Source organism: Candidatus Uabimicrobium amorphum (assembly GCF_009002475.1).
In the GTDB taxonomy this organism is placed as follows: Bacteria; Planctomycetota; Uabimicrobiia; order Uabimicrobiales; family Uabimicrobiaceae; genus Uabimicrobium; species Uabimicrobium amorphum.
In genome coordinates, this window is sequence record NZ_AP019860.1 from 8193593 (window position 1) to 8208804 (window position 15212).

The 15212-nt window shown below is 37.9% G+C and carries 12 protein-coding genes; 4 read left to right on the top strand and 8 right to left on the bottom strand.

Annotation, left to right across the window (positions count from 1 at the left end):
* The first annotated feature begins 114 nt into the window (after positions 1 to 114).
* The gene (locus UABAM_RS28740; protein WP_151971436.1) at positions 115 to 660 is read left to right on the top strand and encodes a hypothetical protein; all 546 of its coding nucleotides are present in this window, start codon (positions 115 to 117) and stop codon (positions 658 to 660) included.
* 196 nt (positions 661 to 856) lie between these two features.
* Positions 857 to 1342 (top strand): hypothetical protein, encoded by a 486-nt coding sequence (locus UABAM_RS28745; RefSeq protein ID WP_151971437.1) that lies wholly within the window; start codon positions 857 to 859, stop codon positions 1340 to 1342.
* A gap of 177 nt (positions 1343 to 1519) precedes the next feature.
* Here the strand turns inward: UABAM_RS28745 and UABAM_RS28750 are convergent, their stop codons facing one another.
* The 8 genes from UABAM_RS28750 to UABAM_RS28785 all read right to left on the bottom strand — a co-directional run bounded on the left by UABAM_RS28750 (position 1520) and on the right by UABAM_RS28785 (position 9541).
* Positions 1520 to 2317 carry a ChbG/HpnK family deacetylase gene (locus UABAM_RS28750; protein WP_151971438.1) on the bottom strand — a complete coding sequence of 266 codons (798 nt, stop codon included), beginning with the start codon at positions 2315 to 2317 and terminating at the stop codon, positions 1520 to 1522.
* Entirely contained in the window at positions 2314 to 2571 is a 258-nt protein-coding gene (locus tag UABAM_RS34065; RefSeq protein ID WP_173013635.1) for a ChbG/HpnK family deacetylase, read from the bottom strand. The genes UABAM_RS28750 and UABAM_RS34065 overlap by 4 nt, the downstream gene beginning before the upstream one ends.
* Before the next feature lie 233 nt (positions 2572 to 2804).
* Positions 2805 to 4430 (bottom strand): CTP synthase, encoded by a 1626-nt coding sequence (locus UABAM_RS28760; protein WP_261343925.1) that lies wholly within the window; start codon positions 4428 to 4430, stop codon positions 2805 to 2807.
* Between the two features lie 203 nt (positions 4431 to 4633).
* Complete coding sequence (locus UABAM_RS28765; RefSeq protein ID WP_151971440.1) at positions 4634 to 5743, bottom strand: aminopeptidase; 1110 nt, start codon at positions 5741 to 5743, stop codon at positions 4634 to 4636.
* 127 nt (positions 5744 to 5870) lie between these two features.
* Positions 5871 to 6428 carry a RidA family protein gene (locus UABAM_RS28770; RefSeq protein ID WP_151971441.1) on the bottom strand — a complete coding sequence of 186 codons (558 nt, stop codon included), beginning with the start codon at positions 6426 to 6428 and terminating at the stop codon, positions 5871 to 5873.
* A gap of 25 nt (positions 6429 to 6453) precedes the next feature.
* Positions 6454 to 7059 (bottom strand): class I SAM-dependent methyltransferase, encoded by a 606-nt coding sequence (locus UABAM_RS28775; RefSeq protein WP_151971442.1) that lies wholly within the window; start codon positions 7057 to 7059, stop codon positions 6454 to 6456.
* A gap of 44 nt (positions 7060 to 7103) precedes the next feature.
* Complete coding sequence (locus UABAM_RS28780; protein WP_151971443.1) at positions 7104 to 8603, bottom strand: glycosyltransferase family protein; 1500 nt, start codon at positions 8601 to 8603, stop codon at positions 7104 to 7106.
* Between the two features lie 17 nt (positions 8604 to 8620).
* Complete coding sequence (locus tag UABAM_RS28785; protein WP_173013636.1) at positions 8621 to 9541, bottom strand: glycosyltransferase family 2 protein; 921 nt, start codon at positions 9539 to 9541, stop codon at positions 8621 to 8623.
* A 263-nt stretch (positions 9542 to 9804) separates the two neighbouring features.
* Here UABAM_RS28785 and UABAM_RS28790 point away from each other — a divergent pair, with 263 nt between their 5' ends.
* Both UABAM_RS28790 and UABAM_RS28795 read left to right on the top strand, forming a co-directional pair.
* Entirely contained in the window at positions 9805 to 10491 is a 687-nt protein-coding gene (locus UABAM_RS28790; RefSeq protein ID WP_151971445.1) for an SOS response-associated peptidase, read from the top strand.
* Between the two features lie 8 nt (positions 10492 to 10499).
* Entirely contained in the window at positions 10500 to 15155 is a 4656-nt protein-coding gene (locus tag UABAM_RS28795; RefSeq protein WP_151971446.1) for a serine/threonine-protein kinase, read from the top strand.
* Positions 15156 to 15212 lie beyond the last annotated feature (57 nt).

Genomic DNA, 15212 nt, shown 5'->3' on the forward strand with positions numbered 1-15212 from the left:
TGTGTTATTGTATTAAAATTACATTTTTTGTGTTATTGTGAAATTGTAAAATAACTTGTTATCTTACGGGATCGGGATCGGGAACGTATAAAAGTCATAAAGATAGGTCTATCTATGGAAAATACCAAGATACAAGCTCAATGTGCAAATTGTCATCTCAAATTCTACATACCTACGGAGCTCATCAATCAAAAACGTCCATGTCCTAAGTGCAAAAAAGTTTTGTTGCTCAGTACGAAACCACAGCCAAAAACTCCGATGTCTCTTCTTATATATAGTGGTGTGTTCTTTGTACTGACAATACTGTTTATGTTAGTATGGCTATCCATGATTATGCAGATTTTACGCACCAATGCCACAGGAATAATACCTGTAATTGCGATGGGAACGGTTGTTTTGGGCACACTACTCTTTACTTCACTAGGTTTATTACAAGTAAAAGCAGTTGCCCGCTACGGAATATATTTGTTTATGATAATAAATAGCAGCGGTGCTGTATGGCAGTACCAACGTTTGTTATTTTTCCAAGCAATGAACATGATTGAAAATACTCAACTGAATTACGAAATTACTGTTCTTGTATGTATACAAGGCGCTTTCGTTGTTTGTATCTATGTTCCACTGCTATTTCTTCTACGTAAACATACTTTACAATGTTAAATATAGTTTACAGTATTAAACGTATTTTACACTTATTAGGTAATGCTTAATATTCTAATATAGAAAAATTCTACTTAAGTCTAAAATCAAAAAAGGCTTACAGCGAAGTCACCATTTCTAATCATGTTTGGCATATTTATTGCTTCTGTTTATTTTAGACAAAAGACTTCCAAAATCTCAATAAAAGGAGTGATGAATGAAAAAAGCAGTATTGATTGCTATGATACTTGCATGTGTGTGCGTTGTAGCAGACGACAAAAAAGTTGTTCCACACCATGACAAGATCCCCAATAGAACCATTCGACCGGTGTTATTGCCGGACTTGATTTTAGCTACAGTACGCCTATCACACACTCCCCAAGGGTGGGTTCTGAGTGGTCATGTGTACAACTGTGGTCATAAAAGTACAAGTGTTCGTTCTGTGGAAGTCAAAATAGTGGGTTACAAGTGGGATTGGAAACGCAAGACGCATTACCAGGTATTTAGTCAGCGGATTAACGTTCCGCTTTCTCAAAGGTTTGGTCCAAACCACTACAGAAAGTTCTCATTAAAACTAAACAAAAAATTAATTCCTGGAAGAGACGGCGGTTACATTCAGCTCCATGTTGACCCGAATAATAGAATAAAAGAACGAAATGCGGGTAACAATATCGCTCATGAATTCTTAAAACCCGTGGAATAAGATAAAAACAGTTGTATTTATTTGGTTAAGGTTTGGGAGTATATCTCTGGCGAGATATACTCCTTTTTTTTGTATCGGGTCGGAATTGATTTGGGTTCGAGGTCGGGATCGGGATCGGGATCGGGATCGGGATCGGGATCGGGAATTTTATAATTTTTTGTTTAAAAAATTATAAAATTATTCGCACTTACATATATCATGTAATTTCTTTAGTTTTGGTGAACGTTTAAAATTTTTGCCATTGAAAATTTTATCTAAAATGGCGACATATTCGTCGTAAACATCTTCCGCACGAAAAGATGGGTCCCAATTCATTTGTTCGCGTTGCAATTTGCGTAGTGATGTAAAATCAATTACTTTAATGTTTTCCGCTTCGAGGACTTGTTTCAACTCTGGGTCGCAAAAAATGTCAATGTCCAACTGTCTTGTTTTTGCCGAATTGGTCACACGTGCCAACTCTTCGCCGTTGACTGCAGGGTGAATATAAATTTCGGTAACTCCTGGCGAAAGATTTTTCAATAAATCAATAAAGTACTGCTTACGACCTTTTGGATCTTTCGGTTCTTGCCCTGCCCCAATGACAAGATCATCTAGTATTGCAAAACCTTTTTCGCGTAAAGGCTCCATTCCTTCGATGAATGGCATGCGAAAAGGTAATCCAAATTCATAAGAGTAGGCATATGCTGCGGCAAGAAGTTCCACGCGAAATGTGGCCACACCGTAAATTGATCCCATATGAGAGTCGAAATGCGAAAGGTCCACTCCCAAATCAAGAGCTTTCTTCAATTGAGCGCGAACTTCGGCCTTTACGTCTTCTATATCGGTATTTAATTCCACATCCAAAGAACTAGGCCACATGTAGCCTTTTTCGTCGACGAGTGAACTTTTCCCACCCCAAGGGCTTCTGCTAACCGGAGCCCAGCGATAGCGTTTCCACTCACTTGTCAGAGCAACGTGAACCCCAACATTTTTCATATTGTTTTCTTGATGTACTCTACAGCTTCTAAAACCCAAGGACACGGCATCATCATCGTTGTCGAACTTACAATACCTGCTTCGAGTACTTTTTGTGTACCAAGGTTTTCAGCATGACACATTCCATAGTCATCCGCATTAAGAATAACTATTTTTGCATCAGAGTCATAACCTAAAGCCTCCGCCAATGTTTTTGGTTTTTCTTGTGCAAAGAGAACCGCGCAACAAACGATAAGACAAAGGTAGTGTTTCATTAAAAACTCCCCCATGATTTTATTGTAAATAATGAATGCTACAACTACTAGCATCCGTCACGGACCGTCATCAATGAAAGAAATTTTTACCGATTGGTTCTCTATTAAAATGAAAACAAGTGTTCCAATAGTAACCAAATATTTATGTATTTTATAGGTTGAGTAGATTTTCTTAAATTGATAACGCGCCTAAGGCAATTATACCTTTTTTTAGCAAACAACTAAACAAAATTTTACACTTGGCCAATGGCTGACTTTATAAAATAATGAAACAAGGGATGTGGTCTGTGGGGACGAGACTTAAATTCGGGATGAAACTGACACCCTAACATAAATGGATGGTCTACAACTTCCATGATTTCAACTAAATCTTGCTGTTCATAAATGCCAGAAAAGCACAAACCCGGTAGTTTTTTTCGAAAAGTATTATTGAATTCGTAGCGATGGCGATGACGTTCGTAAACAGTTGTCTCCTCGTAAGCCTTGTACGCAAGTGTATTTTCTTTTATGTTACAGCGATAAGACCCCAAACGCAATGTTCCGCCTTTAGACTTTTCATCTGATTGTCCTGGAAGAAAATGAATAACATAGTTCTCTGGTGATTGCTCACCGGCAAACTCTTCTGACGTCAGTTGTTCATTTTCTAAAACATATCGTGCATATTCGATCGCGAGTATTTGCGCTCCTAGGCAAATTCCTAAATAGGGAATTTTATTTGTTCTCGCGTACTCTGCGGCCATTATCTTGCCTTCGATACCACGATTACCAAATCCACCGGGAACAATAATGCCCTTTGCATTTTTTAACTTTTTCCATTCATTGTGATTTTGCGCCTCAAGTCTTTCGGAATTGATCCATATGATACGTAATTGATAATTGCAGGCGTAACATGCCGACTTCAATGCTTCGATGATCGATATATACGAATCTTCCAAACGCATATACTTACCGACAAGTGCAATTTCGATTTCTTTTTGTGGTGTACTAATTTTTTCAAACAATACCTGCCAATCGTCAATTTTGGTTTTTAACATTGGCAATTGCATTTTTTCAGAGATAAGTTCGGTAATTTTGTATTGGTGAAACTTGAGCGGTACTTCATAAATAGAGCTTGAAGTGACAACAGGAATCACAAAGCGCTTTTTTACTCCACAAAACAGAGAAATTTTATCAAGTAATGTTTCGGGTATTTTGTAATCTGCACGCGCTAATATGAAGTCAGGCTGTATTCCTAAACGCTTTAATTCGCGAACGGAAAGCTGTGTTGGTTTTGTCTTTAATTCTTTGGCTGCTTTTAGGTAGGGTAGCAAAGTCATATGCATAGATAAGACATTTTCGTTGCCCAACTCATTGCGAAATTGTCGCATTGCTTCAATAAATGGTTCACCTTCAATGTCACCTATTGTGCCACCGATCTCAATGATCATAATATCACATCCACTTTTTTTCGCGGCTTGCTGAATGCGATCTTTAATGGCATCGGTAATATGAGGGACAATTTGGATTGTTCCCCCCAAAAAATCACCGCGGCGCTCTTTCGATAAAACCTCTGTATAAATTTTACCAGTTGTTACCGTAGAATCTTTCGACAAACTCACATCGATAAATCGTTCATAGTGACCAATGTCTAAATCTGTCTCCGCACCATCGTCTGTCACGTAAACTTCTCCATGCTGCGAAGGGCTCATTGTACCAGGGTCAATGTTTAAATATGGATCTAACTTTTGCACAAAAATCTTATAACCACTGGCTTTTAGAAGAGCGCCTATCGAAGCACTCGCAATTCCTTTTCCCAGAGAAGAACAAACTCCTCCTGTGACAAATATGTATTTGGGAAATTTTTGTGGCTCTGTCATCATACTGCACCTGTTGTAAATGAAAACCTTGTTGTGTAAATACAAGTTTTAAAATGTAATTATTTAGCGAATAGATTGCAAATAAATAATATAATATCATTCACAAACTTTTGGAGTCAGGAGAGGTTTTTTATCAAATGCATAAAAATAGGTAGATATAGCCGTTTACGAGCGTGAACGGCTATATCTACCTAATTGATAGTATGTTACTCAAAATTCACAATAAATTTGCCATCTTTGTATATAAGCTCGTCATCTGCATAAATCTCGCCACTACGCATATCACAAACCATATCCCAGTGGACAGCAGATTTATTTACTCCGCCAGAAGAAGGAATACTACTACCTATCGCAAGGTGAATTGTTCCGCCTATCTTTTCATCAAATAAAATATTTTTCGTAAACTTTGAAATATTGTAATTTGTGGCAATGGCAATTTCGCCTGCACGCCGCGCACCTTCATCTGTATTTAACATCGATTCTAGAGTTTCTCTGCCATGTTTTGCGTCAAAGTCAATGACTTTACCATCTTGAAACTTTAAATAAACCCCTTGCACTTCCCGTCCTTGATAAACAGCCGGAAAAGAAAAAGTGATTTCTCCGTTCACAGAATCCTCCACAGGACCGGTAAATACTTCGCCATCTGGAAAATTAATACGCCCATCGCAGTTGATCCACCTACGTCCTGCGGCAGAAAAATGAAGATCTGTCCCTTCAGAAACAAAGCGAAAATTCTTCTTTGTCTCTAAGAAAGAGCTTATTTTTGCCTGACGCGCACTATAATTTTTCCATAGTTCGACAGGATCTTCTTCATTGAGAAAACATGCTTGGGATAAAAATTCACTATACCCCATTAGGGACATTCCAGCGGCTTGTGCTAAAGCATAGTTAGGGAATTGAGTAATGCACAATTTTAGACTACCGTCACTAATTCTCCTCATGTAAATTTCATTTACCTTTTTCCGTGACAGAGTTCGTTTTGCAATTTTTTGAGGATCTACTCCGGCCATCGAATTTGTATTTTCACTGCCTAAAATAATCAAAAATGCATCGCAATGTTGTACTTTAAATTCTTTTAAAGCAGAGACATATTCTAATTGTTCGTCTGAAGCGTGCAAGCAATACAATTCATTTAGTTCATCGATCACAATATCCACATACGGATATGCTCCTCGTTGTACAGCGAGCTTGTAAACTTCTTTTACCAAAGGTAAACTAGGTATACTTGCTTGGATGCAAAGTTTATCTTTTGGTTGAATGTCCATTGAATAATCGACAACTACCTTGGCAAATTTTTGTATTTCACTGCTGTCCATAGAAATCCTTTCCGAGTGTAAAAGTGCATTAATATTTATTCACTACTTTATATCACAATATTGACAATACATGAAAAAAAAAAGAGAGCCAAATATGACTCTCTTTTTTGTTTTGCTGCCTATGGACTTACTTAACCTCAACGATCATCTCAATTTCCACAGCAACGCCAAGTGGCAAAGAACTCATTCCAACTGCTGCGCGTGCATGTTTACCTTTGTCTTTGCCGAAAACGGAGACAAGTAAGTCAGAGCATCCATTAATGACAATAGAGTGCTTGGTAAAATCAGTGCTAGCGTTTACCATTCCTGTTACTTTTACAATGCGATTTACGTTATTCAAATCTCCCACAGCATGTTTCAATGACGAAAGTAGAGCAACAGCGCATCTACGTGCCGCCGCCTTTCCTTCTTCCACATCCAAGTCTTTGCCAACTTTTCCTTTGATCAACTTTCCTTCCGCATCTATGGAAATGTGGCCGGAGAGAAACACTAAATTTCCCGTGCGAACATAATGAACAAAATTTGCTTTAAAAGGGCGAAGCGGTTGTAGCTCAATCCCTAACTCTTTGATTTGTTTTTCAGGGTTGGGAGTATGGTCATCTCCAAAAACGTTGTGTGGTTCACTCACAAAAATAGCCACGACACTCATAGTCAAAATAACGCCAAGAATTAGTATTTTTCTCATGAAAACTTCCTTGAATAAAAGTAATTTAGATTTCGATTTCGCAGAATACTATCAACCATGGAAAAGAGTTTGTCATCTTTATGCATTTAATCTTTTCGTTACTTTGCAAGAAACGACAAAAACTATTACTGTTCCAGTGGTTTATATGTTCAGGATGATTTCCCCAACTTTTCCAATATTTGCCACGACAAAAACTTCCTATTTGAAAATATGGTTCATGAGGAACCGAAAGTAGTAGATATTTATTTGAAATACGAATTAATTCCTCTAGAGCCTTTTCTGGATTTTGCAGATGTTCTAATACTTCGCAACACATTACCATATCAAAAAAGTCATTCGCATATTGCGTATTGTAAATGTCACCCACTTGCCAATTTTTATTCGGATATGTATTGTTGCAAAATGCGACACATTCAGGATTGATATCAAAACCGTAAACCTCGCTATCGACCAAAACATCGTCAAGCCGTTTAATCGACTCGCCTTCCCCACAACCCGCGTCTAAAAAAACACGTGGTGGTTGCTTTTCGAGATGTTCACGGAGAACGCGATAGAATCGCCCAATTAGTTTATTTACCACGATGTTCTTGGATTTGAATTTTTGAAAATTCGTTGTATTTACCGACATCATTCACTTTCATATGCATTAGCAGATATTTGTCAAACTCGCACCGATTACGGCTTCCTCTTCAAAACAATATAACTTGTTTTAAATTCTAAATTCGTTCTTACATAGTACTTTTCTAATTCTGCAAAAAAATAATCAGGTATATCGTCAATATGTTGTGTTCTCCAACTTGTCAGTACGACAAAGTCATACTTTTGCTTTTTTATGGGCTCTAAAAAGTGTTCCTTCGACAAACTGCGGCTTTTAATAAATTGATTTAACAAAATAGGATACAGTATCTGTGGTTTTGACAATAATAAATTCAACCCAGCATCATCGCTAAAGCAAATAAAACCCTCGCTATTGATCCATTGCGCTATCTTTTGGCGTTCTTTTCCAAATTTTAAAGTTGTTGCAACAGCACTATGTGGCGTGTGCTTGAATATTCCGTATGTGGGGAGTATCATCGTGATGATCAACCACAGTAAAAAAAAACCAATAAATGGAAAGGCTTCCTGACTTAGATTGCGAAAGTCTATATCTTTAAACCAATAGGCAATGATAATAACGGTAAAATAGAACGTACTCAAGTAATAGTTTAAACCAACACCTGATCTCATCGATGTCAATACTGCCCCCGCAAGGCTCACACTCCAAAAAACTAATAGATATAGCATTTTTTCACTGCGCAGCGAAAACACAGCAAATACTGGTAACAAAGTCAAATATAGCAGAGTGTGTTTTACAAAAAACTTTAGCGCATTACGTAACGAGAAAGGTACATTCATCCCATGAGCAAAAGAAGATAAAAACATTCCACCGCTGTAATGTTGCATGGCAAAAACGGTTGCCCCCAAAACAACGACGAACAGCAAAGAGTACCCGAGCACTTTTCTCCAATGCTGGCGAAACAACAACACCAACAAAAAAGCCCCCAGAAAAATAATACCTGTGGGTTTGATCAGGTATGCCACCACAATAAGAACGATAGTGAGTACTTCGTATTTAGCACTCTTTTTGTGACATACAAGGTAGTATATCAGCAAATAAATCGCATTGATCCAGTAATCCGGTCTATACGAAGTCGCCAAAGCATGCATGGCACCAGGTGCCATAAGTAAAACGACCGCTGCGAACATAAACAGCGGTTTTACATCCAACTCGGAAAGTATTTTAAAAACCAACAATAACGATAGCAATAAACCCAAAACAGAAATAAATCGGCCAACATAGTACAAGTCTTGCGTTGAGCATTTAAAAAAACGTCCAATCATTCCCACAGATACATGGGTGAGTACACCGTGAAATGAAGGGTAGTATGGTGGGTGCTCTCCGTTAGCGAAAGGCAATTGACCTTGCTGAAATTTTTTCGCAAAAAAAACTTTGCCATCTTCACCTATAGAATTAGACAGAATGAAAAAGTTGGAATATAAGCGATATATTGTATTGACAGAATTGAGCAACAGCAGTATGAAGGCAATGAAAAGTAATAATGCTAGAAATTGTCGATACAAATTTCTCTTCGCGATAAAATGCTCAAATTTTGCTGCAAAATTATGGTCAACCATACGAAACCGTCCTAAAACTACATCTCGTTGTAGTTAATATGGGGAGTCTTCTTTTGATAACTCAACATTTCCCCAAGAAAACCTGTCATCAGGAATTGTACCCCAACCATTATCATCATTACACCAATAATAATGGCCGCGACATGCTTCTGAAACGGTGAACCATTCCAAATTTTTTGCCACATGACATAACATTCAAGAATAAAGCCGATAGTGATGGGAATTAGGGATATAGTGCCAAAAAAGTGTAATGGCTTAAAATGATAAGAAGATAAAAATCGCACCGATAAAATATCAAAAAAACCCGTAAAAAAGCGAAAAAAACCGTACTTACTGTGTCCATAAGTCCTTTTGCGGTGATTTATGGGAATTTCACATACTCGGAATCCACTAATATGCGATAGTTCAGGAATAAAACGGTAACGATCTCCGTACAAATTTAGATTTCGTACCGCTTCTTTACGCAGTATACGAAAGCCGCAATTGGAATCACGTAATCTTATACCGAAAAAAAACTGTTTCAAAAAATTGTAGCAAAGTGATGGGATCTTTTTTAAAGGCTCATTTTGAAAGCGATTTTTTTTCCAGCCGACAACCACATCATAGCCGTCTTTTATTTTTTCGATAAACCGCGGTATCTCATTAGGATCATCTTGTAAATCACTATCCATTGTAATGATATATTCGCCCTTAGCCAGCTCAAACCCCGTTGAATAAATAACCGATTTCCCATAATTTCGGGCAAAAGATACAACTCTTATCTCAGAGTTTTTATCTTTCATCTCACATAACTTTTCGTAGGAACCATCACGAGAGCCATCATCAAGAAAAATGATTTCATAATTTACCTGTAGCTTTTCTACTACGGCAATAATTTCATTAAAAAGGCGCTCTATAGATTCTATTTCGTTATATACAGGAATTACAATGCTATACAATTTACTCTCCACCATTCTCATACACGACAGATTTTTCGTCTTATATTTTCTGTTAGGATATCATTAACGGTCACGCTAAGGGTCATGATTAGTTTTCATATATACCAGGATATATTCACACTTGTCAAGAAACATCAAAACTCCATTGTTTACAAACACCGTATTCATCGCGTTATGTACAAGAAAATATTAGAATTAAACTGTTTGTATTTGCTATAATAAAGTAGATAATAAAAATCATAAAAAATTATGTGAGGTGTATTATGTGTGGAAGGTATACGCTACATTCTTCATTAGAAGAAATTGCCACGGAATTTGCAGCAAAAGCTCCGAAGGCCAAAATTGAAAAAAGATATAATGCTGCACCAGCGCAAAAGTTACCCATTATCATCCGCCAACAACAAAACTACATCAAGTTATTTTCCTGGGGACTTGTTCCTTCCTGGGCAAAAGATCCTGCCATTGGTAGCAAAATGATCAATGCTCGTAGTGAAACAATTGCAGAAAAACCTAGTTTCCGCAGTGCTTTTCGCAAAAGACGTTGCCTAGTCCCAGTAAATGGTTTTTACGAGTGGCACAAAACAAGCTCGGGAAAGCGACCGGTCTACATCACTCCCACCAATGGAAATCTATTCGCCTTTGCCGGTTTGTGGGAAGTATGCGAACAGCAACAACAGCCCATTCATTCCTTTACCATTGCCACTACAGAGCCGAACAATATACTAAAAGATATCCACAATCGTATGCCCGTAATACTAACAAGTAACGAAGCGCGTAATTTATGGTTACAGCAAGACGCGCCTATCGAAGATTGCCTAAAGTTGCTACATCCATGTAAAGATGAAGAAATGCAGTATCACTACGTATCGCGCAAGGTCAACGCTACATACAATGATTCTCCTGATCTAATCCAACCTGTGGTGTACGACGAACAAAGTGAATTTTTCTAGGATTTGCGATGAAAACCGAGCAGAGCAAAAACCAAGAAATGCAGTTTATGTTACAACTCATGATCAAAAATGGTTTGTGTAGTAAACAACATGCACTGCAATTGTGGCAAAAATGGCAAAAAATAACAATATATGATGCTTCATGCCCGAAAAAATTCCTTGCCTCACAAGGATTTAGTCAGGTATTGAATATGAACAAAACCCAATTTAACCCTCATACCACCACAGGTGGGCATCAGCAAATGACGCGTAGTGAGCAAACAAACACCGCACAAAAATTTGGAAATTACCAAATCATTGAAGAAATTGCTCGCGGAGGAATGGGTGTTGTTTACAAAGTCTATCAGCCAGAAATGAAGCGCTACGCTGCTCTAAAAGTTCTCAATAACGCCAGCCAAACAGATTTGCGTCTTATACGACGTTTTTTTCGAGAAGCGAAAGTAACCGCCGCATTACAGCACCCACATATCATTCCCATTTACGAAATGAGTAACCTGCAAGGTCAAAATTATTTTGTGATGAAGCATGTTACTGGTGGTGACTTTGATGACTTTATCAAAGAGAATCGCGATGTGGATAAATCCATTGACATTTTAATCAAAGTTTGCCAAGCGCTAGATCACGCTCACAGCCACAATGTCATCCATCGCGATATCAAGCCGTCTAATATACTGCTCGACGAAAGTGGTGAACCATATCTTGCCGACTTTGGTCTCGCAAAAAATTTGGATAGTAAATCTATGCTCACCCAAACAGGAGCAACGCTAGGAACAGCTTTTTACATGGCTCCTGAGCAAATACAATCCAAAAACATAACTACGTCTATTGATATTTACGCCATTGGAGTTATGCTGTATTTTATCTTGACAAACGAACTGCCTTTTCTCGCAGATAATCCTCCGGCACTATACAAAAAAATCCTAACACAACAACCGATTCCTCCAAAGCAACTGGACAGTTCTATACCGCAAAGTTTGCAACATATATGCCTAAAATGTCTGCAAAAAAACCCTAATTTTCGCTACGCGAACGCGTCGCTAATTGCCAAGGATTTACAAAGCTACGTTGCAAACAAAAATATAATTTTACACGAAAAGAATGTACGCATTCGCATAGCGCAATTGCTACAAAATAAGGTCATGCGTACGACACTTATCGCTATTTTCATCGTTTTTATCGCAGGAACAGCGGCCTTTTCGATTTACACATTTTCTGCTTACAAAGGAGAACAGCGCGAAAAAGCATATAGTATATATACGCAAGCCCAACAAAATTTTGATGAAAACAAAATAGATGTTGCCCAAAAAATGCTAGAACAAATCGCAAATGACAATTCCCTATGGGAATCACACTTTCTTCTTGCAAAAATTTATTTGCGAAAAAATAATCCTAAACGCGCATTAACACATATTACGAAATCTTTGGACGTTGTTGACACTCCTCAAGGTCATCACTTAAAAGCATTGGTGTATTACAGGCAAAAACAGTATAAACAAGCGTTAAAGTACGTTAATATCGGCATTTCACGGCATCGCTACTCAGAGTTCTACCACTTGCGTGCGATGATCTATCGCAAAACAAAACCCAAAGCGGCAAAAAAAGATAAGATTTACGCTGGTAAACTAGAACAGAAGATGTTGTCCTCTTTGCGAAAAGAACTTTCCCAAGCGCAACAGAATAAAGAATGGGGAAAAATCTTGGCCAAACTTCGCTCTGTACAATATAAATATCCAAGTTGTGAAGACATTTATGTGCAAAAAAGTCAGATATTTTTTGTACAAAAACAATATGATGATGCTGTTCACGAAATAAATCTAGCGATAAAACGCCGCAAACAACACAGCTATTTTCTTGCAAAAAGTAAGTATTTGCGGTATGCCGGATATCCAAGAAAAGCCTTTTCCTTACTACAAGAGATTTCCGGTGAGGAAAATACAGCTGCTTTTTATAGGGAGCACGCAAAAACTCTGTTTTTGTTGAAAAAAATGCGCCAAGCCAAAGAAGCATATGAACAAATTGATCAAAATAGTTACACCAAAGAAGACCATGTATTTTTAGCACAAGTGTTTATCGCTTTACACAAGTACGACACCGCCAAAAAATATCTGGGTAATGTTATTCAACAACATGACAAAGATGATGAAATATTATACCACTATGCCTACTGCTTATATAAAAAGTCGCAATATACACAGGCGCAACAATACATCGAAAAAGCTCTACGGCACAACAAAAAGATTCCACCAGCAACTTTAAAATTACTTGCCGGAAAATGCTACTATAAGCTAGGTAATTTTTCGCGTAGTATAGAAGTTCTCGAAAAAGCACAAGATCAACTACAAAGTAGCGTTGAGCTTCACAACGTTTTGGGGGAAATATATCATCAACAAAAAAAATATAGTGACGCCATAAAAGCTTTTTCCAAATGTATAGAGCTACAGCCGTGGAATCCTAAATTTTATAATAAGCGCGGCATCCTGTATTCCGAACAGAAAAAGTATACACCAAGTCAAAAAGATTTGCTCAAAGTAGTTAGTTTAAATCCTCAAGATTACAGTCCGATCGGTCACATGTTTACTCAAGCATTTGAAAACCCAAATATTCGCGACCAAGAAGGAAATATGCGCTCACTTCTTGGAATAGCCGATCATTTATACAATAAAATGGAAGTCGATTTATTTGGCGAAGAAAAACGCAGCCTTACTTCTTTGTATCTTGAGCAAAACAACCTGCTTAAATTAGGTGAAGTTGACGAAAAACGCATTGTACAATTCATAAAGACGTTAAGTTCCTCTACGAACAAAGCGCTCATCACGACAGCAACTACTGGTTTACTATCCATGGCACATTCGTCGGTAGTTGCACAAAAAATACACGAACAATTAGACAAAGTGCCGAGTAATTTTCGACAAAAATTGCGCAAAATATATACTTCTGCGCAGCGTCGTTACTTACAAGTGCAAAGTACACTAATAAAAGTACTCCTTGTACGTCACTATGTCGCTCGTGACGACGAAGCTTTGCGTTCTTTATATCATTTCGATGACAAGGTCAATATACTGCGTAACATCCTACTTGATGATCAAGAAAACGACATCATTCGTTACTATGCTGCTTCTGCACTTAGAGATTTAAAAACAGTAGAGGCATACACTGTCCTACTACAAGAAGTGAAGGGAAGCAACAACGCCGCTTTGTTACTTTGCTCTTTAGTACTCGACAAAAAAGATTTCCACATACAACATTTACAAAAAATACCGCAAAACGTTTTTTTAAAGTCCATGATTGCGCAATCGACAAAACACCCGGATATACTTAACTTTTTACTTGGCGACTCCTATCTTGCCGTACGCTTATCCGCTGCAAAGAATTTATGGCTTACGGCAAACGCTAAGGCCGAAAAAATACTTGCGCGTCACCTGCAAAATAAAAATGTTTTTGTGCGACGCTACTGTTATTACCACTTTTGGTCCTTTTCATCTCCCGCCTTGGAAAAAATACAAAGCCGCGTTGTGCAACAATACGAAGATCTTTTATTGCTCGGTTTACAAGATGAAAACCAAGATGTCGTGAGAATTTGCTTGATGAAATGCGCAAATATAGAATCGACAAAATGCATGAAATTCGCTTATACATTAGTAGAAAATGCAAGCCTTTTGGTTCGTTTCCAAGCTTTGACAACTATCGGACTCAAAGGAGACTTGGAAACCTGTGCCAATTATGCAACAAAGCCCAATGAACCTCTTGTGATCAAAATGCCCACAATACTGGCCGTACGTAAAAGCAAAGAAAATAAAAAAGCCAATGTCCTACAGTTTATGAAATTTCTCAAATACCTCTTTGACGAAGAAAACTCCGATATACGCGTAATTGCTATGCGGGAAATGGGTGCTACTCATAAAGGCGTGGCAAATGGCTTTTTACTACGCAATTTAGAGCACGAAAACAGTTACAATCGTATAGGAGCTCTGTTGGGACTTGCAAACGGTGGCAGTAACTATACAAAAACGATACTGCCTATTTTCAACAATGATCCAAACCCGACAGTACGAAGCGCCGCGGCATTTGCAATTGTCATGGGTCTGGGTCTCAATAATCGCTGGAAAGAATTGCGAAAATACCATAAAATAATAAAAAAACGTCCTCACGGTATACGTCAAGCGGCAGCACTCGCTTACTCCAACTTTGTCCTAAAAAATAATAACCGTTACAAGTTTACGATGAAAACAGGTATTTGGAACGAAAGAGAAGTTTATAAAAATTATATACAACAGTTGGTTACACATTTTAAAGAATTGAATGAAGCCAGTAAAAAACGTAATGAACGCGCCTTACGATTGTCTTTAGAACTCATGCCGCGGGAAAGTGAATATCTATTTGAAATGGGCATGTTCTATTTGGTGAATGATCAACTAGAAAAAAGTAAGTCATTTATAGAAAAAGCCATTGCCGAACAACGTAATAATGTTGTCTTTACTTTTTGGCTAGCCACAACACAATTTAGGCTCGCAGAACACAACAAAGCATTACAAACGATTCAACGAGCCATCCATCTACACCCTTGGGATAAAGACATGGTGCTCTTAAAAGCAGATATACTCAAGGCTCTTGGTCAAGAAAAAGAATCCATTGCCGCACGCAAACGGTTAGAACTATTTGAATAAGTTGTAAACGCCGCAAGATAACTACCTTCGCAACACTACCACAATACCATTACTTAA